Source organism: Cupriavidus sp. GW823-FHT06D04, from assembly GCF_058795055.1.
The window spans coordinates 58063-76830 of sequence record NZ_JBXAHL010000028.1 but is presented as its reverse complement, the minus strand read 5'-3'; the positions used below and the strand labels follow the sequence as shown (position 1 = coordinate 76830).

At 61.7% G+C, this 18768-nt stretch carries 18 protein-coding genes; 3 read left to right on the top strand and 15 right to left on the bottom strand.

The window, feature by feature from the left end:
- Positions 1-334: 334 nt before the first annotated feature.
- Genes AC1Q7H_RS27700 through bioA form a run of 5 tightly spaced genes read right to left on the bottom strand, consistent with a single transcriptional unit; the run spans position 335 to position 6133 of the window.
- The gene (locus AC1Q7H_RS27700; RefSeq protein WP_116321266.1) at positions 335-1657 is read right to left on the bottom strand and encodes a cytochrome P450; all 1323 of its coding nucleotides are present in this window, start codon (positions 1655-1657) and stop codon (positions 335-337) included.
- Positions 1654-2706 (bottom strand): biotin synthase BioB, encoded by a 1053-nt coding sequence (bioB, locus tag AC1Q7H_RS27695; protein ID WP_116321265.1) that lies wholly within the window; start codon positions 2704-2706, stop codon positions 1654-1656. Before bioB ends, AC1Q7H_RS27700 begins: the two co-directional genes overlap by 4 nt.
- Positions 2707-2719: 13 nt before the next feature.
- Entirely contained in the window at positions 2720-3469 is a 750-nt protein-coding gene (gene bioD / locus AC1Q7H_RS27690) for a dethiobiotin synthase (protein ID WP_116321264.1), read from the bottom strand.
- Positions 3466-4689: an 8-amino-7-oxononanoate synthase gene (bioF, locus tag AC1Q7H_RS27685; RefSeq protein ID WP_116321263.1), complete on the bottom strand. Its 1224-nt coding sequence runs from the start codon at positions 4687-4689 to the stop codon at positions 3466-3468. Before bioF ends, bioD begins: the two co-directional genes overlap by 4 nt.
- A complete protein-coding gene (bioA, locus tag AC1Q7H_RS27680; RefSeq protein ID WP_116321262.1) occupies positions 4679-6133 on the bottom strand; it encodes an adenosylmethionine--8-amino-7-oxononanoate transaminase in 1455 nt (484 codons plus the stop codon). The genes bioF and bioA overlap by 11 nt, the downstream gene beginning before the upstream one ends.
- 426 nt (positions 6134-6559) lie before the next feature.
- Here bioA and AC1Q7H_RS27675 point away from each other — a divergent pair, with 426 nt between their 5' ends.
- Positions 6560-7267: a GntR family transcriptional regulator gene (locus AC1Q7H_RS27675; protein ID WP_116321261.1), complete on the top strand. Its 708-nt coding sequence runs from the start codon at positions 6560-6562 to the stop codon at positions 7265-7267.
- Positions 7268-7367: 100 nt separating this feature from the next.
- Here AC1Q7H_RS27675 and AC1Q7H_RS27670 read toward each other — a convergent pair whose 3' ends face one another.
- The 7 genes from AC1Q7H_RS27670 to AC1Q7H_RS27640 form a co-directional block, all read right to left on the bottom strand.
- A complete protein-coding gene (locus AC1Q7H_RS27670; protein WP_116321260.1) occupies positions 7368-8075 on the bottom strand; it encodes a GntR family transcriptional regulator in 708 nt (235 codons plus the stop codon).
- 190 nt (positions 8076-8265) lie between these two features.
- The gene (locus AC1Q7H_RS27665) at positions 8266-9621 is read right to left on the bottom strand and encodes an acetyl-CoA carboxylase biotin carboxylase subunit (RefSeq protein WP_116321259.1); all 1356 of its coding nucleotides are present in this window, start codon (positions 9619-9621) and stop codon (positions 8266-8268) included.
- Positions 9622-9697: 76 nt separating this feature from the next.
- On the bottom strand, positions 9698-9901 hold the full coding sequence (locus tag AC1Q7H_RS27660; protein ID WP_147316231.1) for a hypothetical protein: 204 nt from the start codon (positions 9899-9901) through the stop codon (positions 9698-9700).
- Positions 9902-10050: 149 nt separating this feature from the next.
- The gene (locus tag AC1Q7H_RS27655) at positions 10051-11631 is read right to left on the bottom strand and encodes an acyl-CoA carboxylase subunit beta (protein ID WP_116321257.1); all 1581 of its coding nucleotides are present in this window, start codon (positions 11629-11631) and stop codon (positions 10051-10053) included.
- A 10-nt stretch (positions 11632-11641) separates the two neighbouring features.
- The gene (locus tag AC1Q7H_RS27650) at positions 11642-11863 is read right to left on the bottom strand and encodes a biotin/lipoyl-binding carrier protein (protein WP_116321256.1); all 222 of its coding nucleotides are present in this window, start codon (positions 11861-11863) and stop codon (positions 11642-11644) included.
- Between the two features lie 62 nt (positions 11864-11925).
- Complete coding sequence (locus AC1Q7H_RS27645; RefSeq protein WP_317920510.1) at positions 11926-13149, bottom strand: CaiB/BaiF CoA transferase family protein; 1224 nt, start codon at positions 13147-13149, stop codon at positions 11926-11928.
- Positions 13150-13169: 20 nt separating this feature from the next.
- Entirely contained in the window at positions 13170-14165 is a 996-nt protein-coding gene (locus AC1Q7H_RS27640; protein WP_116321254.1) for a Bug family tripartite tricarboxylate transporter substrate binding protein, read from the bottom strand.
- A 514-nt stretch (positions 14166-14679) separates the two neighbouring features.
- On the opposite strand from AC1Q7H_RS27640, the gene AC1Q7H_RS27635 reads away from it, so the two are divergent.
- Together AC1Q7H_RS27635 and AC1Q7H_RS27630 are read left to right on the top strand one after the other, a co-directional pair.
- Complete coding sequence (locus AC1Q7H_RS27635) at positions 14680-15867, top strand: DNA-binding protein (protein ID WP_492381941.1); 1188 nt, start codon at positions 14680-14682, stop codon at positions 15865-15867.
- Positions 15851-16099, top strand: coding sequence for an H-NS family nucleoid-associated regulatory protein (locus AC1Q7H_RS27630; RefSeq protein WP_492381940.1), 249 nt, complete (start codon positions 15851-15853; stop codon positions 16097-16099). The genes AC1Q7H_RS27635 and AC1Q7H_RS27630 overlap by 17 nt, the downstream gene beginning before the upstream one ends.
- Positions 16100-16488: 389 nt before the next feature.
- Here AC1Q7H_RS27630 and AC1Q7H_RS27625 read toward each other — a convergent pair whose 3' ends face one another.
- The 3 genes from AC1Q7H_RS27625 to AC1Q7H_RS27615 form a co-directional block, all read right to left on the bottom strand.
- Complete coding sequence (locus AC1Q7H_RS27625) at positions 16489-17088, bottom strand: YjaZ family protein (protein ID WP_492381939.1); 600 nt, start codon at positions 17086-17088, stop codon at positions 16489-16491.
- Between the two features lie 103 nt (positions 17089-17191).
- A complete protein-coding gene (locus AC1Q7H_RS27620; RefSeq protein WP_492381938.1) occupies positions 17192-17386 on the bottom strand; it encodes a hypothetical protein in 195 nt (64 codons plus the stop codon).
- A gap of 388 nt (positions 17387-17774) precedes the next feature.
- The gene (locus AC1Q7H_RS27615; RefSeq protein WP_492381943.1) at positions 17775-18758 is read right to left on the bottom strand and encodes a DMT family transporter; all 984 of its coding nucleotides are present in this window, start codon (positions 18756-18758) and stop codon (positions 17775-17777) included.
- Positions 18759-18768 lie beyond the last annotated feature (10 nt).

The following is an 18768-nucleotide window of genomic DNA, read 5'->3' as shown; positions in this document are numbered from 1 at the left end:
CAATTCGGTCTCGCTTAGGGAGACGTTTAGGCCGTCCTGACCGCGGCTCTCCAACTCCAATTCGAAGCTGTGGATGATAGCTGCCTGTAGCGATTCCGGAAGCGGCGATGGAAATGGGCGGCGACATACAAGGCGTTGCAAGCCCAGACTTCTTCGCCGTCCGGGTTGCAGGATCGTTAGGCGGCAATCTCCATTGAGAACCTTGCGAGGTTCCAGCGAGGCGAATCATAAATTAACGTCGTCGATCCGAGAACCGGCTATTGACGCGCTCCCCGAGGCGGCCTCAAGCGGGTCGCCTCCCGGGCAGCGCATCGTATTGCCTGATCGATGTAGTTCACCGCTCCAGTCCGACGGCACGATTGTTCCACACCCGCAGGCTGATGAGCCCACGATAGACCGGGTTCCCGTTCCAGTGGGGGTCCGCATCCACCAGTGTCAGATCGGGCAGCCTGGTAAGCAGGCTGCGGAAGACGATTTCCGCCTCCATCAGCGTTAGCGCGGCCCCGATGCAGAAATGCGCGCCATGACCGAAGGAAAGGTGCGAGCCCTCACGCCGTGTGATGTCCAATGTGTCGGGGTCGCTGTAGCGCGATGGATCGCGGTTGGCGGCTCCGATCAACGGCACAATCAGGTCACCGCGCCGGAGCTGTTTCCCGTGCAAGATGATATCCGCTGTGACGCGTCGGCCGGTATATTGAACCGGGCTTTCGTAGCGCAGCAGTTCGCGAAGGGCGTTTGGCACAAGCTCGGGTGCCTGTTGCAGGCGCTGCCACTGCTGCGGATGGCTGAGCAAGGCATGTAGTCCATTACCGAGAAGGTTGCGCGTCGTCTCGTGCCCGGCGAACAGCAGCATGGCACATTGCGCCAGCAGTTCGGCCCCGGTTTCGATCGTTCCTTCAGCCTCGGCCTGCAGCAGGTGGCTTATCAGGTCCCGCTGTTGGGGTTGCTGGTAAGTCGGGCACGAGGCCTGCGTTCTGCGGCGCGCCAGCATGGCTTCGAAGGCGGCGCTCATCTTTAGCAGGCTCGCTTGCGCACGCCGCTTTAGCGCCAGGTCTGGATCCGGCGAGCCGATAAATGCGGCCAGGTCTTCTGACCAAGCCAGAAAGCCCGGTTGCTCGTTGACGTCCATGCCCAGCAACGTCGCGATCACCATCGCGGGCAGCGGCCTGGCCACCGCCGCCATGAAATCGAACTGGTGTTCCTGCGCAATCCGGTCCATCAGTAGCGCGATCATTTGCTCGATGGTGCCGGCGAAAGCGCGCAGGGCTGCGGGCCGGAAGCCTGCATTGAGCACCTGGCGCAGGCGCGTGTGGTCGGGCGCGTCGAGGAACAGCATGGCCCGGCTGAACAGGCGCTGGAAGGGGCACAGCGCCTGGCGCTCGTCCTCGCTGTTACGCATGACCCAGCCGCCCGTGCGGCGCGCTGAGTAGAGCGGATCGCGCAGCACGACTTCCATGTCCTCGTGCCTAGTTAGCAGCCAGGCTCCACCAAAGAATTCTTCGCTCCAGTGAATGGGGCCGGCGGCCCGCAATGCGTGGTAGGCGGGATACGGGTCGCGCAGGAAGCTGGCATCGACGAAGGCGTCGCAAGGCGCGCGGTCGTCCTGCGATGCCACCGACCGCGCCCTGGCGCGTTCAGACAGAACGGCGGCCGTCATCCTGCGTCGCCTTCAGTGCGGATGCCGAGGCGTTCGAGCAGGGCGCGGTCGCGGTCGGCCTGGGGGTTGCTGGTGGTGAGTAGCTTGTCGCCGTAGAAGATGGAGTTGGCGCCGGCCACGAGGCAAAGTGCTTGCAACGCGTCGTCCATCTGCTCACGTCCCGCGGACAGCCGAACCATGGCGCGCGGCATGGTAATGCGAGCCACTGCAATGGTACGGATGAATTCGAAGGGATCGATCGGAGGAGTGCCGGCGAGGGGCGTGCCTTCCACCGCAACCAGGTTGTTGATCGGCACCGACTCCGGATAAGGCTCCAAATTGGCGAGTTGCGCAATGAGCCCGGCGCGGGCTTCGCGGGATTCGCCCATGCCGACGATGCCGCCACAGCAGACATTGATGCCAGCGTCGCGCACATGGCCGATGGTGTCCAACCTATCCTGGTACGTGCGAGTGCCGATGATCTTTCCGTAAAACTCGGGCGCCGTATCCAAATTGTGGTTGTAATAATCGAGGCCCGCTTCCTTCAAGCGCTGCGCCTGTTCCGCCTTCAACATGCCAAGCGTGACGCAGGTCTCCATGCCCATCGCCTTGACCTCGCGCACCATCTCCATCACCGGCTCCAGGTGACGGTCCTTGGGGCTGCGCCAGGCGGCCCCCATGCAGAAGCGCGTGGCGCCGTTGGCCTTGGCGGCGCGCGCGGCCTCCAGCACCTCGTCCAGCGCCATCAGCTTCTCGGCCTTGACGCCGGCATCGTGATGCGCACTCTGTGGGCAATAGCCGCAGTCCTCTTCGCACCCTCCGGTCTTGATTGAGAGCAGGGTCGACAGCTGCACCGTGTTGGCGTCGAAATGTTCGCGGTGCACTTGCTGGGCCCGGAAGAGCAGGTCGTTGAAAGGCAGCGCGAAGAGTTCGCCGACCTGGGCCACACTCCAGCGCCCGGCGGGCTCCTGAGCTGTGGTCGGGCGGCGCACGGCGTTGCGCAGGGTTTCGACATCTATGGTAGCGATTGTGGCATCGTTCGCGGTGGAGGCGTCGGCGATCATGGTCATGTCTGAGTCCAGGTTAGGCAGTTTGGCCTCGGGTCTCGGCCAGTTGATAGGCGAAAGGAGCTGTCAGTAGCGGTGACAGATCGATCGCTGCGGCGGCTTCCCGCGGATCCTTCTGCCAGGGGATTTCCCCAAGGCAGGGGGCATCCAGGGAGGCGCACAGCGTGGCGATGTTCTCGGCGGCCAGGGCCATATCCGGATCTATGCGGTTCGCGATCCAGCCGGCGAGTCGTAGGCCCCGCGCACGTACCGCGGCGGCAGTCAGCACTGCGTGGTTAAGGCACCCCAGCCGGATACCGACCACCAATACCACCGGCAGGCCGAGCATGACGGCCAGGTCAGCCGTGGTCCACTGGGCCAGGCCGGCGGATAACGGCACATGAAAGCCGCCCACGCCTTCCACGACTACTGCACTGGCGCGTGTGCACAGCTCGCTGAACGCGGCTTGGATGGGCTCGGGCGTGATTTGCGTGCCCTCGAGCGCCGCGGCCAAATGCGGCGAGCAGGGCGTGCGCAGCAGGAAAGGGCAGGTCATTGCGGGCGGTACGTCCACGCTGCTCGCATTGCGCAGTGCGGCCACATCATCGTTGTGCCAATGGTCGTCACGCCATTCGCTGCCACTGGCCACCGGCTTCATCCCTACGCTGGGATAGCCGGCAGCGCGCAGCGCATGCAGCAATGTCGCGCTGGCGTAAGTCTTGCCGACGCCGGTATCGGTGCCGGTGACAAAGCAGGCAATGCCTGCGAAAGTGCCCGTCGCATTCATGCCGTCTCCTTGTGCGCCGCCAGGACTCCCAAGCTGTCCAGCAGCCGCGCCACGTCGGCGCAGGTATGTTCGGCCGACAAGGTGATGCGCAAGCGCGCCGTGCCATCGGGCACCGTCGGTGGCCGGATCGCAGTGACGCGGATGCCACCGGCCTCCAGCGCCTCGGACAGCGCGAGCGCAATCGAGTTGCCGCCCACGATCAGGGGCTGAATCGGCGTTGCGCTGTTGACCATGCGCCAGCCAGTTTGGGGGTGGCGGGCTTGCAAGATCTCCAGGCCACCGCGCAGGAGGGCGATCGATTTCGCCACTTGCCCGCGCCGCTGCCGGCCCTCGTCGCCCGCGATCAATGCCAAGCTGGTCAGAAGCGCATGGGCCACTGCCGGCGGCGCGGCCGTGGTGTAGATATAAGGTCTTGCGACGTTGACCAAGTGCTCCACGATCGTGGTGTGCGCGGCCACAAATGCACCCGCTACGCCAGCGGCCTTGCCCAGCGTGCCGATGTAGATGAAGCGCTGCGACATCAGCCTGAGATGCTCCAGCACACCGCGGCCGCGCTCGCCCAGCACGCCGAAGCCGTGGGCGTCGTCCACGACAATCCATGCGTCGTGCAGTTCAGCCAGTGCCAGCAGTTCAGCCAAGGGGGCAATGTCGCCATCCATGCTGAACACGCCGTCGGTCACGATCAGTTTGAGCCGGCTGCTGCTGACGGTCAGCTGCCGGCTCAACGCGGCGGTGTCCCGGTGCGGGTAGCGGCGCACCTCCGCACGAGCGAGCAGCGCGCCATCGATCAGTGAGGCGTGGTTGAGCTTGTCGCAAAAGAGGGTAGCGTCGGACGTGCCGAGGGCGCTCAGCACCGCCAGATTGGCCATATAGCCGGTGCAAAAGTAAAGCGCCCGCACGTCAGGAATATAGGGCGCCTGCCAGTTTGCCAGCTCGGCCTCGAGCTGATGGTGGACCACCGAGTGGCCGCTGACCAGATGGGAGGCTCCGCTGCCGGCACCGTAGCGATGGGCGCCCTCGGCGAAGGCGTCGACCACTGCGGGATGGTTTGCCAGGCCGAGGTAGTCATTGCTGCAAAAGCTCAGCAACGGGCGCGCGGCACCGTGACCGTCGCTGACCGCCTGGTGCGGCGCGCAGGCGGTATGGGTTACGCGGCGGCGGCGCGTTAGCGCGCTCGCAGCTCGCTCGGCGGCAGCGCGCTCGAGTCGCTCAAGCAGCATGGCAGACCTCCATTGGCGCACCGCCTTGGATTTGCGACGCTTCGGTCAGCGTCGCATCGAGCGCAGCCTGCAGTTGTTGGCCCAGCCATTGCGCCTGCGCTTGGTCGAAGCAATACGGTGGCAATACGTAGAGGGTGTTGCCGATCGGACGTGCCAGGACGCCGTGGGCCAGCGCCGATCGGTGGAAGCGCGCGGAAAAGTCGGCTCCTGCGAACTCAGGCCGCACGTCGGCGGCCCAGATCACGCCACGCTGGCGCGTATGCATCAGGCGCGCGTCCGCGCCGAGCGACGCCAACGCCTCACCAAGCCATTGCGCGCGCTGACGATTTTGCTCGATGACGTGGTCATACTCGAACAGGTCTAGCGTGGCGAGTGCGGCACGGCAGGCCAGGGGATTGCCGGTGTAGGAATGCGAATGCAGAAAGCTTCTGGCCACATCATCTGCAATGAAGGCATGTTGAATTTCCGGCCGCGACAGCACCAGGGATAGCGGCAGATAGCCGCCGCTGATGCCTTTGGACAGGCACAGGAAATCCGGCCAAAGATGGGCTGGCAACGGCGCTCTGCCCTCACGCGATTGCTCCCATGCGAAGAAGGTGCCAGTGCGGCCACAGCCAACCGCGATCTCGTCCGCAATCAGGTGAACCCGGTAGCGGTCGCACAGCGCCCGTGCCCCGTCCAGATAGGAAGGGTCGTGCATCGCCATGCCGGCCGCTCCCTGTACCAGAGGCTCGACGATCAGCGCTGCGATTTGTCCGGAGCGTTCGCGCAGCAGCGCTTCCAGTTCCGCCAGGGCACGCGCGGCAACGTCAGCAGCCGATTCTCCACTCACAGCCTGGCGCCCATCAGGCGACATCACGACATGGGCCCGGCGGATCAATGGGTCGTAGGCGTCGCGGAAGATCTCGACGTCGGTCACGGCCAGGGCGCCCACCGTTTCGCCGTGGTAACCGTTCCGGAGGCAGATGAATTCCCGCTTGGCTGTCAGACCGATATTGCGCCAGTAGTGAAAACTCATCTTGAGCGCGATCTCAACGGCCGACGCGCCGTCCGACGCGTAGAAAACATTGCCGAGTGCCCCACCGGTCAGTGCCGACAAACGCTCGCCCAGTTCCACTGCGGGTGCGTGGGTGCATCCGGCGAGCATCACGTGCTCAAGCGTTTCCAGCTGGTGCACCAGGGCGGCATTGATATGTGGGTTGGCGTGACCGAACAAGTTGACCCACCAGGAGCTGGTGGCGTCAAAGTAGCGCCGCCCCTCCGTGTCGATCAGCCATACGCCTTCGCCACGCGCTATCGCCAACGGCTCGACGGTGTCACCGGGTCTGAGTGCAGTACACGGATGCCACACGGAACGCACACTGCGCCGGGCGAGACTTGTGGCAGCGAGCCGGGTGCCCTCCACCGGCACCGAGTCGGCACTGCAAAGCGTGAGGTATTCCATAGTGTCCTACCTTTATCGATCGTGCTCTGCGGCCAAGACCGCGAGTGGTTTCTTCCGGTTCTATGCGCTGGTCGGGCGAGTTCACCAGCGATGCCACGCCCCCTGCCCGTCAAAGTCGTCGCTTTCCATCTTGCGCAAGGTCAGTATGGGCACAGAAGACAAAAAAGTAAACTATTTTGTAGTCTATTTTGACTACCGTAATGGTTTGTGCTCAATGTGTCGCGCCGGTACGGAAAAGTTGTCGAGACTAGGGAGCCTGCACTGAACAGTGGACGTGTGAAGGAAGGGCGCTTGCGGACCGGAAAAGTGAGGGGGCCAAAGCTGAACTCGACGGCAGAACCCTCTGGCCTCCAAAAGCGCTTACAAAAGGGTTTACTATTATGTTTTCAAGAACACTGATCATTCGCGCGCACGGAACGGAACACCATGACAGCTACAGCGAAAGCCAGCCAACAGAAAGGCGTCGCCGGCAATCAAGCCGGGAAGTCGAAGGCAACGTCGGCAACAGCGATTGCGGACGAACTACGGGCCCGGATTGCTCGCCATGATCTACTGCCGGGGACGAAGCTTGTGGAAGCTGAACTGGCTCACGAGTTTGATTCGACGCGTCCGCGCATCCGGGAAGCTCTGGCGGCACTGGAAGAGCGTGGGTTGGTGGAGCGAATTCCCAATCGAGGGGCCATCGTCACCCGCATTAGCTTTGAGCAGATCCTGCAAATTTACTGCGCCCGGGAAGCACTTGAAGGCATGGGCGTGCGCTTGGCCGCGCAAAACGCTCCACAGGGGGAGTGGGACGATCTGATAGCCCTGTTCGGGGCTCCAATGGAAGAGGCGCTCGAGAAAGGGGATTTTGATTTCTACATGGCGGGCTATGAGCAGTTCCGCCAACGCGTCTTCAAGAATGCAAATAACCCGATTATCCAAGGCATGCTTGACACGATCGTTGAGCGCTCGCAAGCTGTTATCCAGCGTGCGATCGTTCTGCCGGGCCGGGCGCGTCTGGGGCTGGAGCATCATCGAGCCGTGCTTGCCGCCCTGCGTGATCGCGATGCGGACAAGGCTGAATCGATCCGACGCCAGAGCCTCAGAGAGGCGGCAGAGTATTTAAGCCGCTTTCGCAAGTATGTCGTTTGAGCACCAATATCGGCGCTTGCAAGTCGCCATCAGCCCGAGTTGAAAGGCGCGTAGTGATTGGCGGGTGGCAGCCACAGGCATTGCAGGGCGCGCGCCACCGCTAAACCAAATACTTTTGATAACGAGACAAGGTTTTCTTGGCGCTCTGAAAATTCTTCCGCCGCAACGCTTCTGCTGCCGCGGCATCGCCTGCCCGCATTGCGTTCAGCACGGCGGAATGCTCGGCAAGGCCTTGTTTTGGCCGGCCGGGAAGTATGATGATGCGTCGGATCAGGAATTGCGTCTTGTCCCAGATACTATCTAGCATTTCGGCGAGCGGAGGGTTGGCCGCTGCCTCAATAACTCTCCGGCGAAAGAAATCATAACCGTCAATAAAGGCGTCCAGGTTCGATTCCTCGACATACTGAACCATCGGACCGTTAAAAAAATCAACCAGATCTTGCCACGATTCCGGCGGTACGTTTTGAGTCGCCAATCTGACGCAAAGCCCGTCGAGCACCTCACGCACGTCGTAGATGTGCAATAATTGTTGAAGATCGATCCGTGTCACCACCGCGCCGCGGTTTGGTATTCGCTCAATGAGACCACGCTGCGCGAGAGCCGCAAAAACCTCTCGCACCAGCGGGCGCGGCACGTCAAATTCTTCGGCTAGATCCTGCTCCCTCACCTTGGCGCCAGGCAGAAGATCTTGCTTCGCGATTCTTGCGCGCAGTATCCGCAGTATCTCAAGCGCTTTGTTCGCACCGTCACCGCGCTGCCGGGCCCGGACTTCCGAGCCAAGGACTTGGGAGGTTTCGGCATTGTTCATCGCCCGTTCCCATCGTTGTTACTACGTCTTCACTAATAATTGTGCAAGGCGAACGCATTTCGCTAGCTCCCTTATTTCCGCTCACGAAAGCGACACGCCCATCCCACTAGCAAGGAGCTGGATTCAAGCCAGCACAATTCGGTGCGGCCTGAAGGACGCATTCTTTTCGCAAGGGACGTCACTTGTCTCGCTATTTCTTCGCCTCGCCGCTGGCGAAAAGGTCCTGCACGAGGCTCGTGTGCAAATCACCCGCGCGCCAGGCAGGAAAATCAAGCATGCGCTGCAAGAGCGGAATGTTGGTCTTTACGCCCTCAATTCTCGTTTCGGACAGTGCCTGCTCTGCAAGCTCGATGGCCGCATGCCTGTCTGACGCGTGAATCACTAGCTTCGCGATCATAGGGTCGTAGTACTGGCTTACGGTGTTTCCCTCCGCATAGCCTGTCTCGATTCGGATGCCGGTACCCGATGGCAGGCGGAAAGTCTGTAGGATGCCCGGCGAGGGGAAGAAGCGGACGGGGTCTTCCGCATAAATTCGCAGCTCGATGGCGTGACCCGAAGCCGTCACCGGCGTGGGAAGGACATCGCGCAGGGCCTCACCTGCCGCAAGACGGATTTGTGCTTCGACCAGATCCACCCCGGTAATGGCTTCGGTGACCGCGTGCTCAACCTGCAGGCGGGTATTCATTTCCAGAAAACTGTAGCTGCCGTCTGAGCCGCGCAGCATCTCCACGGTCCCGATCACGTCGTAGCCGAGCTTACCCAGCAATCTTGCCACACGGTCTGCGACTTCGTCGGCCTCGCCGGGTGGCAGTCCAGGCGCGCAGGCTTCTTCGATTACCTTCTGGTGGCGTCGTTGCACCGAGCAATCCCGCTCCATCAGATGCTGCACGTTGCCGTGCCGATCGCCGAGGATCTGGAACTCGATATGCCGCGGCCGCTCAAACAGCTGCTCCAGATACACGTCGCCATTTCCGAAACTTCGTTGTGCAAGCGCTCTTGCGCGGCCGACGGCTTCCACGAGTTCATCGGCGTCGTGGGCGGCAATCATGCCAATGCCACCGCCGCCTCCGGCAGGCTTAACCAATATCGGATAGCCTACTTCAACGCCAGCCGCCCGGATCGCGGCGGCGTCGTCGCCGATAATGCCAGAGGAGCGGCACATCGGCATACCGTGTTGCGCCATCAAATTGCGCGCGCGGGTCTTATGTCCCATCGCGTCGATCCAGCGCGGGCTGGGGCCAATAAACGTTAGGCCCGCTGCTTCCACGCGGCTGGCGAATCCTGAGTCTTCTGACAAGAAGCCATAGCCGGGGTGCACCGCATCGGCACCCGAGCGGCGTATTGCGTCAAAGAGGGCAGGTTCGTTCAGATAGCTCTGTGCCGCCGGTGATGGTCCGATGCAATACGCCTGGTCGGCTTCCGCCACATAAGGCAGGTCACGGTCGGCTTCGGAATAAACCACGATCGACCGCAGGCCCATCCTGTGTAAGGTTCGCTGTACGCGAGCAGCCACCGCGCCGCGGTTTGCGATGAGTACCGTTTGCATGTTGTTGATCTCCTAGATCTCAATATCTGGTGAGCCCAAGTGCGCGTCGAATGCCGCCCCACGCCCACGCCCACGCTCAGTCGAAGCCGGTGCTGGCTTCGACCGCATTCACTTTGGCGATGCGCCCAAGCTCGAAATGCTCGGTGCCACAGCCCGATCGCTCTCCGAACGTACTGGTGGCATGTTCGGCCAGGAACACCTCCTTGAGCGCACCATTCCCAACTACGTCGGGCGGTCCCGCCAGTTCGTGAAAACAAGAAAATCGGTCGGTGCCTGCCATGTAATGCGGGCACATCGCGTCGTTGCAAATGCTCGCAATAGCCGTGCTATTGCTGCGCTTTGCGCCTAGCGCTGTATCCCGCATGACATGCCCTTCACCTCCAATCTCAATGATTCAGTGGACTAGTGAAAAAAGGCACGTCGATACTGTTACGGGCGCACGCCGGCCCTAAGTTTCGGGCCCAGCGTGGTTTTCAGCGAGATCTGAGCAGCGTCGATGAAGCGGCAAAGCGTCTGGCGAGTCTCGCGGGGGTCAATGATGTCCTCCACGCCGAAGGCCTCCGCGGTACGGAAGGGTGATGCGAGCTGACGCAGGTGATGTTCGAGCTCGCGTTCCTTTGCCGCAGGATCTTCGGACGCAGCGATCTCGCGCCGAAACGCTGCAGCCACGCCTCCCTCGATCGGCAGCGAGCCCCATTCCGCCGTCGGCCACGCGAGCTTGAGGCCCAAGCCGTTTTTATCGGTGGCTGCCATGCCTGCCATGCCGTAGCACTTTCGAATGACTACCGTCACTATCGGCACAGTAGCCTGCAGACTGACGAACACGCTGCGCATGCCTTCGCGAAGGGTACCCTGAGCCTCTGCGTCGCGACCGACCATAAAGCCGGGCACATCCACCAGGAACACCAAAGGGATATGGAAGGTGTCACACAATTCGATGAAGTGCGTTTGCTTGCGCGCAGCCTTGGCATCAATGGCCCCACCGTAAGCCATGGGGTTGCTCGCTACCACGCCCACAACCTTGCCATTCAAACGCGCTAGGCATGTGATTACCGCCTTGCCGTATGTGGGTTGGATTTCGAACATCGAGCCACGGTCAAATACCATGCGCACAATCTTGCGCATGTCATAAGCCTTACGCCTAGCGGATGGCACGATGGTCGCCAGTTCCTCGTCGCGACGATCGGTCGGATCATCGCACGGCGTCACTGGCGGCAGTTCCCACACGTTCTGCGGCATGTACGACAGATAGCGCCGGATCATCGCGAAGCAGTCCGCCTCGGTTTCAACGGCATTGTCTACCGATCCAGCCAAAGCCACTGCAATCGGGGCGCCTCCGAGGTCTTCTTTAGAAATTTCCTGGCCAAGCGAACGTTTCACCACCGGGGGCCCTGCGGCGAAAACATGGCTGGTGCCATTCACCATCACCGACCAGTGTGACATGATAGCCCTTCCGGCTGGCCCTCCTGCTGCCGTACCCAGCACGGCACTGACAACCGGTACTTGGCCAAGCAGCGCTGCGGACGTTTCAAAGCCATGCACGCCAGGAAAGACTGTATGGCCTCGCCGTTGCGCAGAGGTGACGCTGCCGCCCACGCCGTCAATCAGGTTGATCAGCGGAATCTTGTAATTCAGGGCAAGATCTTCGACGAAGCCACCTTGACCGCCTTTTTTCCGGTCGCCGCTCCAGCTTGTGCCGCCGCGTACGGTATAGTCCTCTCCGCCGATTGCGACAGGACGACCGTCCACGTTAGCTAGCCCCATCACATACGGCGCTGGTGTAACCTTCGTCAGCACACCGGCCGCGTCGTAGTGGCCTTGGCCGGTGAGTCGGCCGACTTCATGGAACGAGTTTTTGTCAGAGAGTGCCTCGATGCGCTCGCGGATCGTCAGCTTGCCGGCCGCATGATGCCGTTCGATGGCTTCAGGCCCGCCGAGTCCCAACGCGAGTTGGCGGCGCCGTTCGAGTTCCAGAAGGTCCTCGGAGGGAATGCTATGGTTCATTTCCATGGCCATCTCCTTACGCCGGATCGACTACTGCCATCACTTGGCCTTCGGCGATTGGCTCGCCTTCTTTGACCAGTACCTGAGATACCGTACCGGCGTACATCGCTTCTACCGGAATCTCCATCTTCATCGATTCGATGATGAAGAGCACGTCGCCTTCGGTTACGGTCTGTCCAATCTCGCACTCGCACTTCCAGACAGAACCAACCACCTCCGATTTCACTTTGATGCTCATAACCTCCATCCTTGCAATTTAAATGTCGTAACGTTGTGGGAAGAGTTGAGGTGTAGTCTGGCTCAGTGGGCCAGGGCCGGGTCATAAATGACGCCGCGCCGCTGCAGAGTGGACACCGCCTCGGAGGTAAGCCCCAGCATGCGGGCAAGGACTGTGGCGGTGTCGGCGCCGGTGTCGCGACCAAGTTCCCGCACTTCGCCAGGGGTTTCGGTGAGCCGCGGCGTTACGTTCGGAACAGCGACCATGCCCAGCCTTTCGTGCGGCCGGCGTTGAATGCTGCCGCGTGCGGCGAAGTGGGGATCGGCAAAGACATCATCGATGTTGTAGATCTTGGCATGTGGGATATCGTGGTCGCCCAGCACCTGGTGAATCTCGTGATAGGTTCGCGCACCGATCCAGCATTGCACGACAGCATCCACCTCATCGCTGTGTTGGCTGCGCATCATGTTAGAGGCGTAGCGAGGCTCGTTGGCCAGTTCTGGCTGACCCATCGCCACGCAAAGGCGTCGGAAGATTGGGTCCGCAAGCGCTGCAACATGGATGTAGCAGCCATCGCCGGCTTGATATAGGTTGTTGGGGCTGGACCCTGGCAATTGTGAACCCGCCCGCTGGGCGATAACGCCAAGTTGGTCGTAGGCCATGACGTGCGGTTCCATGAAGCTAAATGCGCATTCGGCCAGCGCGGTATCCACCACTTGGCCGCGTCCTGTGCGGTGGCGGGCTTCCAGCGCCAGCAGCGCGCCAAATGCTCCATACAGCCCCGTGAGGTAGTCCGACAGCGAGGTGGCAACTCGTGCCGGCGGGCGATCTGGATCGCCAGTAATCGAGCGCAGGCCGCTAATGGCTTCACCGATCACGCCGTAGCCTGGCTGGAGACTGTATGGGCCATCCTGACCGTAGCCACTGATACGAACCATGATCAAACCAGGGTTGCTTGCACTTAGGGACTCGTAAGCGAGGCCCCAACGTTCCATCGTGCCAGGGCGGAAATTTTCGACCACGAAGTCGGCCTTGTTGATCAGCTGTCGTAACAGCGATTGCCCCTCTTCAGTGCGCAGGTCGACCGAAATCAACTCCTTGTTGCGGAACATGGAAAGGGCGTACAGCGATACGCCGTCTTTATGGCTGCCCATTGAGCGCAACGCGTCGCCCTCGGCCACCTCGACCTTGATGACGGTTGCGCCAAAGTCGGCCAGCAGCCTGCCGCAGAAGGGGCCAGCAACGGTCGAGCCAAGTTCGATAACGGTGTACCCGGACAGCGGTTGGATACGTTGGTTGGGAGTCATTCGGGAAATCTCCGCTCGTGTCATTGGTTGACGGTCACATTGGCGTTCTTCACGACGCTGCGCCACTGGAGCACTTCCTTGTGCAGGGTGACGCGGAACTGGTCCGGACTTCCGCCAACGAGTTCCAGGCCCCCCGCCGATTGCAGGCGCTCTTTCAGTTCAGGCGAGTTTTTCAGCAAGTCATTCACTTCGCGGTTAATCCGCTGAACGATCTCCGAAGGCATTCCCTTCGGCCCCATCAGTCCAAAGAACAAGCTGCCGTCGTAGCCCTTTAGGCCAGCCTCGGCAAAGGTAGGCACTTCGGGTGCCAACGGCGAGCGCGATTGGCTGGAGATGGCCAGCGCGCGGACACGACGAGCCTGGATGTTGGGTGCAGCGAGCAGGATGGTGTCGGTCACCATGTCGATCTCGCCCCCGAACAACGCAGCGACAGCCTGCGAATTGCCGCGGTACGGTACATGCGTGAACGATGTGTTGGTGAGTGTCGCGAGATATTCGGTGGCCAGATGTGATGAGCCGCCCACGCCGGAGGAGCCGTAGTTGATCTTTTTGGGATGGCTACGTGCGTATGACAAAAGCTCGCTCAGCGTTTTGGCCGGGAAGTCATTCCGGACCAGCAATACGGTAGGCAGTCGGCCGACCAATGCAATCGGCGTGAGATCTTTTTCAACGTCGAACGAGAGGTTTGGATACACCGCAGGGTTGACAGCGATCGCGCTCGACACGGTCAGCAGGGTGTAGCCGTCTGGTGCGGAGCGGGCAACGGCTTCTGCCGCGAGGCTGCCACCCACGCCTGTCTTGTTCTCGACAACGATCGATTGCCCGAGCCGTTCCGACAGGTATTGGGCCACCACGCGCGCCACGATGTCGGTAGCGCTACCAGCGGAGAAGCCGACAAACATCTTGATCGGCCGATTCGGATACTTGCCTTGCGCTTGCAACGGTCCACTGGTGATGGCCATCCCGACAAGGGCCAAAGCGGCCGCCCGAAAAGCGCGATTGATCAATGACAGCATCAAAGGTCTCCTTCTGTTTTGCTGTTCTTACGGCGGGTGTTGTGGGGATCCACTGACCCGGTCCACGGCAACAAGACATTTTCCCCACGCCGCGTCTTCCCGGCTCACCGGCAGCAATCCGCCAACTCGTACGGTCTGCACAGCGCGCGTCTCGTTGGTCTCGCATCGACTCCAATATACGTCATGAAATCAAAATAGCAAACAAAATTGTAGTCTATTTGGGATACTAAAAAAGACCGCGGCGTTCGTAATGGTTTGATGCGAGCCAACCAGGCCGTCACTGCGGCCTTGTCATCGCCAGCGGAGATCCGAGCCGGCGCCCCGGGGGGTACCGGGCGCCGTCAGCCCTGGTTAGGACAAGCGTCGGCCAGGCTCTCGTAGAGCCTTAAAAATCACACCTAGCTTCGACATTGTAGACATAAGCGCAGTTATGTCTAAAGGCTTGTCAAGAAAATTGGATATGAGGCGTATTACGTAGTAATATTTATCAATCGCTTTTTCTTTTTTTCTTCCCATGGCCGCTGCCGACCTGGATCTGACCGACGCCGCGCTGCAGGCCGACCTGGCTGAGTTGCGCAGCCGCTTCCCCGAGACCCGCGCGCTCTACCGCGAGGTCTGTGGCCTGCTGTTCTTCCGCTACGGCGTCACGCCCACCGCCAACAAGCTCTACAGCCTGGTGCGCAAAGGCAGCATGGGCACGCCCGCCGAGGTGCTGCAGGCGTTCTGGCAGGAACTGCGTGGGCGCACGCGCGTCACCATCGACCATCCCGACCTGCCGGAGGCGCTGAAGGACATTGCGGCCGGGGCGGTCCAGACCATCTGGCAGGCGGCCAACGAGGCCGCTACCGGCGAGCTGGCCACGCTGCGCGCCGAGGCCCGCCATGCGGCCAGCGCCGCAGAGGCTGAGCGCGACGCCGCGCGGGCCGAGACCGCGGGCGCGCGGGAGGAGGCGGCCGTCCTCTCGGCGCAGTTGACCGAGGCGCGCGACGCGCACGGCGCCGTGCAGGCGGACCTGGCCGCGGAGCGCCAGGCGCATGCAGCGACCCAGGCGCGGCTGGACGCGGGGCGGGCGGAACTGGACGCCGCCGGGCGGCAGCTGGCGGAACTGCGTACGCAATTCTCGACCGAGCTGGAGCGCGCCCGCGAGCAGGTGACCCTCGCGCAGGAACGGGCCGAGGCCAGCGAGCGGCGCAGCTTGCGCGAACTGGACGCGGAACGTACCGCGCGCCAGCAGAGCGATCGCACGGCCGAAGCGTTGCGCGGCGAACTGGTGGCGGCGCGCAGCGAGGCGCGCGACGCGGCCGTGGCGCAGGCCGAAGTCCGCGCCCGGCTCGAGGCCCAGGCCGCGGCACTCGCTGATCGACTCGCGGCCGCCGAGCAGGCGCAGCGCAAAGCGGCGCACGACCTGGACGCGGTGCAGGCGGCGTTGGGCGCGGCGCAGCGCCGGGCCGAACGCGCCGAGGCCGAAGCGGCGCTGGCGCGCCAGCTGCTGGCAGAATTGCGAATGGCGCCACCCGGGCGGGGGGAGGGTGGCGGCGGGCGGCGGCGCAAGGCCGGCGCCCCGGCGCCGGCCGAGCAAGGGGCGCCAGGCGAAAAACCGGACGAACCGCAGGACCACAAGCAGGGCGCGCCAGCCGCAGCCTTGAACCCGGATGACGGCAGCGACAGCAGTGACGACAGCACCGATGACAGAAATCAATGAGCGGGCGGCGGCGATCCGCTGGATCCAGAATGAGATGGCCGACTACGGGCTGACCATGGAGGAGTTGGAAGCGGCGGGGTGCTTCGATCCGCCGCCCCCACCCCCACCGCCGCCGGTGGTCTGCTACCGCAACGCGGAAGGGCTCACCTGGGACGGGCAGGGGGAGATGCCGACCTGGCTGCGGCGGGCGGTCAATGCGGGGCAGAGCGTGGAGTTTTTCCGGAACGCATAGCGTTGGGCAAGGGCCCGGCTGTCCGATGCCGGCCTATCTGCGCGTGATTCGAGGAGAAACAGATTAAGAAAAAAGCTGCTTATGGCGCACTTTCCCTTGTGCTGCAACGCTTTTTGGGAGTGGCCTGCTATTACGCTTGCTAATCATCGTGCTATCATTGGTCTATCTCGAAACCCTTCCGCCGCTTCGGCGCGAGCCAACAGCCAGTGGAAGGTCCGGCTCGACTTTGGGCTGGAAAGGCTTAGCAGCTAGCGGGGTGTCCAGGTTCAAAAGCTAAGCGCCGCCTCGACTCTGTCGAGGTCCCACCAGGAGTGGGATATCCAAGAGAACCCCCGTGTTCTATTCCTAAACGCCCCCTCTGCGCAGGGGGCGTTTGCTTTTTCGGCGCCTCAGCACTTCTTCTTGCGCTTGGCTTTCCCTATTGCCTTGTTGGTAGGGTCGGGCTCCGTGTAGTCGCGGCCCTCCCAATAGCATTGCAGGATTTTCTTCAGGCTATACGGCTTCCGGAGGTCCGGCTTGTCATAGTTCAACAGGTCCTCGGGAAAGGCGGTTTCGACGCGGATCTTCATGATCTTCTGCTCGCCGGGGACCTCGTGCTTTCGGATGCGCAGGAAAATGTAATAGTTGACCGCGCAGGTGGTGCCGTCGACCAGTTCCTCTACGAGTTCCACCTGAACAAAGTTGTGGTGAGCCGTCGAGTGGACCGTGGCCTCGCTGGTGAACAACTTCTCCATGACCTGGGGCAACATCTTTGATAGGTGGTAGCGCCGCCAGTCGAAGATGCGTTCCTTCGCCCCATCCATCACCAGGAAGCCCTCGTGGATCGCTTCATTCTCAAGTGGCCCGCGCGAATAGCAGTGATTAGTGTACGCGAGCTCCACCGTCATCTTCTTGATATGGTTGCCACGCAGCGGCACCTCCACCGTGTGCTTGCATACGGCCAAGTGCGAAATGTCGACGAGCATGCCGGAGATCGTGATGTGCGGCATAGAGATGGGGCAGTGAGCGAACCCAGAATTATGCCTGCATTGCTCGCCTGCAAGCTACACAGCGCTCAACATGGCATTCCAAATGCGAGTCGCGTCCCTGGCGTCAAGCTGCTTCCTGCAGGCAAAGAAGTGTTTGTGGCCAGTCAGGAAATACCGGTTGGGTTCGTTCTTCTTGGTGTCGGCGCGGGCCTTTTTCGACCAAGGCCATCAAGCCCGTGGTCTGCGCTAAGGATGACGCGCGGGCGATGTGCTGGTTCGGAATAACCGTGCCTTCATGGATGGTGTCGTAGCGCGCCATTGCGAAGGGACGGGGTTCTCGCGAATTGCGGCCATGAAGAGGAACATCTTCAGTGCATTCAGCTCATGGCGGCTGCGCAACGTGAAGTGGCTGAACGGAACGATCTGCGTGCGCTCACGGTTCATCAGGGCGCTACCTGGCAATTTGCACCAACCGCCCCTCGGCGACAGATTGCACGGGCGTAGACGTTATGGCGCGCCCGGCGATCGGTCTGGACCAGATTGGTTTCCTCGAGCAGAGCAAGTCGAGCGGCTGGAATTTTGCCACGGCTGGGCCCGCCCCACCACGCACTGGCCGTGCAGGAATAGCACTAATTGGTGCAAGGCATAGCCGCGAACACTACCCTCCGTCTTGTCTTCCCTATTGGCCGACGTTGGTCTCTGCTATGTCAGTGCGAATGCCTGTGATGAATATCAGGGTAGTGGGGATGCTTGTGGACGAGGGGGGCATGCCAGTGGGGATGAACATGTGGCTCCTGCCCATCCCATCGAAAGTCATGCTCATGCTGGTGATGCTCATCGTGGCGATGCGCATGCGTGTGTTCCACCGCCTCATGAGTGTGTTCGTGCTCGTGCCGTTCGCGGAGATGCAGCCACACACCCAATGCCATCAGCGCTGCGGCGAGCCAGAACAGGACATTCGGTTTCTCCGGCCACAAGAGGAAGGAGATGACCACACCGAACAAGGGGGCCACCGAGAAATAAGCACCTGTCCTAGCCGTACCAAGATGACGAAGCGCGATCACAAACAGCGCCAGGCTCACGCCATAGCCGGCAAAGCCGATCGCCATCGCCGAAGCTAAAGGTAACGCTCCCGGGAGCGTGCTGCCTGCAACCAGTGCGAATCCCGTATTGCATGCGCCCGCGACCAGGCCCTTCAGACAGGCGATCAGGACAGCATCATTCGATGACACCTTCCTGGTGAGATTGTTGTCGACCGCCCAGCAGCCGCAGGCGGCAATAATGAGCAGCGCACCTGGGGACAAGGTAGCAGCACCCGGCTGCCAGGAAAGAAGAATGCCCCCGGCAACGATGGCAATCATGCCAAGCACAATCTGCCGATCGGCGTTCTCCTTGAACACGATCCAGGCGATGAGCGCCGTGAAGACACCCTCCACATTCAATAGGAGCGAGGCCGATGCCGCGCTGGTCACGGCAAGCCCCGTCATCAGAAGTGCCGGACCGGCCACTCCGCCAGCCAGGATCGCTCCCAATAGCCAGGGAATTTCGTGACGCGGAATCGGCGGTTGGGGCGGAGTCTGGCTCTCGGCCTTTCGTGTGAGCTTCCTTAGTAGTTGTCCATCGGGCGCGCCCGACCCCAAAGGATGAAGCGGGCTTGCGGCCCATGCGTTGCGAATGGATGGGCATAAGATGGCGTCTGGT

What these genes read in the sequence shown, in the direction of transcription:
- AC1Q7H_RS27700 (WP_116321266.1), bottom strand. Translation starts at nt 1,657, where the DNA reads ATGACGGCCGCCGTTCTGTCTGAACGCGCCAGGGCGCGGTCGGTGGCA.
- bioB (WP_116321265.1), bottom strand. Translation starts at nt 2,706, where the DNA reads ATGACCATGATCGCCGACGCCTCCACCGCGAACGATGCCACAATCGCT.
- bioD (WP_116321264.1), bottom strand. Translation starts at nt 3,469, where the DNA reads ATGAATGCGACGGGCACTTTCGCAGGCATTGCCTGCTTTGTCACCGGC.
- bioF (WP_116321263.1), bottom strand. Translation starts at nt 4,689, where the DNA reads ATGCTGCTTGAGCGACTCGAGCGCGCTGCCGCCGAGCGAGCTGCGAGC.
- bioA (WP_116321262.1), bottom strand. Translation starts at nt 6,133, where the DNA reads ATGGAATACCTCACGCTTTGCAGTGCCGACTCGGTGCCGGTGGAGGGC.
- AC1Q7H_RS27675 (WP_116321261.1), top strand. Translation starts at nt 6,560, where the DNA reads ATGACAGCTACAGCGAAAGCCAGCCAACAGAAAGGCGTCGCCGGCAAT.
- AC1Q7H_RS27670 (WP_116321260.1), bottom strand. Translation starts at nt 8,075, where the DNA reads ATGAACAATGCCGAAACCTCCCAAGTCCTTGGCTCGGAAGTCCGGGCC.
- AC1Q7H_RS27665 (WP_116321259.1), bottom strand. Translation starts at nt 9,621, where the DNA reads ATGCAAACGGTACTCATCGCAAACCGCGGCGCGGTGGCTGCTCGCGTA.
- AC1Q7H_RS27660 (WP_147316231.1), bottom strand. Translation starts at nt 9,901, where the DNA reads ATGGCAGGCACCGACCGATTTTCTTGTTTTCACGAACTGGCGGGACCG.
- AC1Q7H_RS27655 (WP_116321257.1), bottom strand. Translation starts at nt 11,631, where the DNA reads ATGGAAATGAACCATAGCATTCCCTCCGAGGACCTTCTGGAACTCGAA.
- AC1Q7H_RS27650 (WP_116321256.1), bottom strand. Translation starts at nt 11,863, where the DNA reads ATGAGCATCAAAGTGAAATCGGAGGTGGTTGGTTCTGTCTGGAAGTGC.
- AC1Q7H_RS27645 (WP_317920510.1), bottom strand. Translation starts at nt 13,149, where the DNA reads ATGACTCCCAACCAACGTATCCAACCGCTGTCCGGGTACACCGTTATC.
- AC1Q7H_RS27640 (WP_116321254.1), bottom strand. Translation starts at nt 14,165, where the DNA reads ATGCTGTCATTGATCAATCGCGCTTTTCGGGCGGCCGCTTTGGCCCTT.
- AC1Q7H_RS27635 (WP_492381941.1), top strand. Translation starts at nt 14,680, where the DNA reads ATGGCCGCTGCCGACCTGGATCTGACCGACGCCGCGCTGCAGGCCGAC.
- AC1Q7H_RS27630 (WP_492381940.1), top strand. Translation starts at nt 15,851, where the DNA reads ATGACAGAAATCAATGAGCGGGCGGCGGCGATCCGCTGGATCCAGAAT.
- AC1Q7H_RS27625 (WP_492381939.1), bottom strand. Translation starts at nt 17,088, where the DNA reads ATGCCGCACATCACGATCTCCGGCATGCTCGTCGACATTTCGCACTTG.
- AC1Q7H_RS27620 (WP_492381938.1), bottom strand. Translation starts at nt 17,386, where the DNA reads ATGGCGCGCTACGACACCATCCATGAAGGCACGGTTATTCCGAACCAG.